This is a genomic window from Hydrocoleum sp. CS-953 (genome assembly GCF_002260545.1).
Classification (GTDB): Bacteria; Cyanobacteriota; Cyanobacteriia; order Cyanobacteriales; family Microcoleaceae; genus Trichodesmium.
This window is the reverse complement of sequence record NZ_LGSU01000433.1, coordinates 1-3103: the sequence shown is the minus strand read 5'-3', so window position 1 is coordinate 3103 and position 3103 is coordinate 1. Positions and strand designations below refer to the sequence as shown.

2 protein-coding genes are annotated in these 3103 nt (G+C 33.8%); both read right to left on the bottom strand.

The annotated features are described in order from the left end of the window. Positions 1 to 295: 295 nt before the first annotated feature. Complete coding sequence (locus AFK68_RS36280) at positions 296 to 466, bottom strand: hypothetical protein (protein ID WP_168186317.1); 171 nt, start codon at positions 464 to 466, stop codon at positions 296 to 298. Between the two features lie 766 nt (positions 467 to 1232). Then, positions 1233 to 2099, bottom strand: coding sequence for a hypothetical protein (locus AFK68_RS04285; RefSeq protein WP_094671734.1), 867 nt, complete (start codon positions 2097 to 2099; stop codon positions 1233 to 1235). Positions 2100 to 3103: the final 1004 nt, after the last annotated feature.

Genomic DNA, 3103 nt, shown 5'->3' with positions numbered 1-3103 from the left:
TTAATTCTTAATTCTTAATTCTTAATTCTTAATTCTTAATTCTTAATTCTTAATTCTTAATTCTTAATTCTTAATTCTTAATTCTTAATTCTTAATTCATATAGACCAAAATCCTTGAGGTTTGTTCTCTTTAATTTTTGCTATTTGTTTTTTGTACTATTGGTTAACTGATTTTAAATGTTTGCCACTGATTATAAATCTTGTTTCTACATTACTAAGACAAGCTAACCAATTGTCAACACCGCGATCTATAACCGAGAACTTTATCTTTGTCCAGAGCCTATTGTAGCTTGATTTAAAATTTATACACCCACTCGACATAAAAACAATTATTACGAGGTATAATTCTGATTTCTCTAATTTTTTTAAAGTCAAGATTTTTGGGGAAATTAAACAAAAAATCATCAACTTTAAAGGCAGCTTTAACTTTTTTACCCAAAGGTACTCTGACTTGATTTTCTTTCAATCTTAGCAGCTCTGTTTGGGATAAGTGATAACTCCTAATCCTCCGTTTTTTCGATATTTTGGAACCTGAGGTTTGTTTGACAACTCTCCTGCTAGATGTTGGTGAGAAAGCTCTTTGTAAGACTCAAAAGATTCTGCATAGAAATGTAGAATTAAGAAAGTATAATTTAGAATTGGTAAATTAATTAATTCAGAATTCAGAATTCTAAATTTAGAATTCAAGATGTAGGCTAATTTAAAGTACCATTGACGTGCCAAATAAATCCCACAATTAATAAGTTTATTGGCTGTGTTATACCAATACTCCAAAAAGGGCAAAAGTTGGGGATTTTTGATTAAATCTTGTTGGCATCCATACAATTTACTTCACCTCATTTTTTTCACAATAATCAGTGGTACTATAGCATACTAGTGCAGGATGGCAGAAATAACTGACTTTTTACAAAATCCTAAAAGCCTTACTAACCAATACTTTCGACTTTTAAATGCTAGACTTTCAACTTCCGCGTAGCGGCACTTGGTCTATTATCTGCCACTTGAAAACAGAAAAAAGTCGCCCCAGAAGAGCAGGGCTTTAAACCCATTTTTTTGGTAACTGGGAAAGGAAAATTCGGGAAGATGACTATATTTAACTCCAAGGAATAAAGAAGAGGGCTTTAAACTCAATTTTTAGTTAAAAAAGATACCGTAAGGGAAAAGAAGAGCTTTCAAAGGTAGATTTTCTTTAGACAGTAGGGAGCGAGTTTTGCTAGAGAAGAGAAAATTTCTTATCTTTTCTCTGCTTCTTTTTTGGCAATTTCACTATTTTTTTGATAAAGTTCAGCTCTATTCACGGCCACATCATACCGTGAATAACTAGGTGAAACAGAGGTCATTAGTTCTGCTGCTTGTTGCCATGTCTTGGCGATCGCCACCCACTCTTCTTGAGACTGAGCTATTTTACCATCAGCAACAGCTTTTTGAGCAAGTCGCACTGCTTGAGTAAAAGCTGCTTTTGACTTAGTTTGAGTATCTTCTACAGATTTTTTATTAGTAGGAGATGGAGACTGGGAAAGTGTATTTTCTGAAGCTGTTATTTTATCTATCTCGGAGTGGTTGAACCATCTATTAACTTGAATACCTAAAGTTAGCATCAGCATACTCAGAAAAAAAATGCCTATTACATCAGGTTGGAATTGATTTTGCTTTGGCATTCCCGTAGAATAAACAGTTTTAGAAAGAGGTATTTTAGTTGGTTTAGGCTTATTTGTCTGCAAATTATTTGCTATTTGTTTGAAAATATTTGGTTTAGTCAAAGTAATTTCTTGAGACCAAAGTAATTGATTTTCCGGATCTCTAGTAACATCCTCTAACCAAAGTAATTTTTGTTCTTGAATAATTCTACTATTGATTTTTACTTGCTGAATATTACGAGGTGAAATTTCTTCAAGGGTCTGTTTAACTTCTTCTACAATATTAGACTTTTCTAACTGTTGAACTTGGGGTGCTTCACATAAAACTTGCAAAACACCATCAGAAAATATAGCTCTAATTCTTACATCTAATGTAGCTAGCTGTTCATTCAGAATTTGAATGATTGCTGCTACGCTACCCCGACGTGCTTGCGTAAATATATCATTAGTTTGATTGGCCATTGATAGTTAATAGTATTGATTTAATAGTTCCCAAATATTGAATATAATTCTTAGTCTGTCTCAAGATTATTTCTTTATAGTATTGCTACACAATTTCGCCGATAATACTAAGTAAAAATTCCTATTGCGTATATCGCAATAGAAGCGCTGACTAGCTAATTATCAAGAATAGAGAAATGTAGTAGGGAGAAAAGAAGAGATATCTAATTTCCTGTCATACAGTTTTTTGTAGCAATGCTTTAAAGAAACTATAGATTATTTCTTTATAGTATTGCTACACAATTTTGCCGATAACACTAAGTAAAAATTCCTATTGCGTATATCGCAATAGAACCGCTGACTAGCTAATTATCAAGAATAGAGAAATTTAGCAGGGGAAAAAGAAGAGATATCTAATTTCCTGTCATACAGTTTTTTGTAGCAAAAATTTAAAGAAACTCTAAAACTATAGCATTAGGCAAATTAAGTTAGAAGATTTATAAATACTCATTTCAGTACCTCCTGTTGAAGCACCCGGCAAAAAAATCCTGAAGTTGATTTTTTTCATCCTTTCTCCAAGAAGAAGCTAGACCTAATTTTTTTGTCAAACTCAGTCAGGGATTACTTCTAACTTCTGTAAGTCGCGAATTTGATGGCTCCCCTATCTGACTTCTGACTTGTCTTATAGAAGCCCTAAGCATATCTCCGCAAAGGTAAGGGTTTTTGCCAAAGGAGTCAGGAGTCAACCCACCCCTAACCCCTCCGGTGGAGGGGAAGTCAGGAGATGGAGAATTGTAGAATAGAGGAAAAAGGTAGAATTTAGGTCGCCTTACTTCATCTCCCCCACTCCCCTACTCTCAATCTCTAATTTTAAATAGATACCAAATTGGTTCTATAGAAGCCCTAAGCGTATCTCCAGAAAATAGGTCCTGGTGGAGAAATAATTCATAAAAAATGGGTAATAATTGATTTGATGATGGGATTTTCGGAGATATCTAATACACCCCATCTCCCCATCTCCCCAT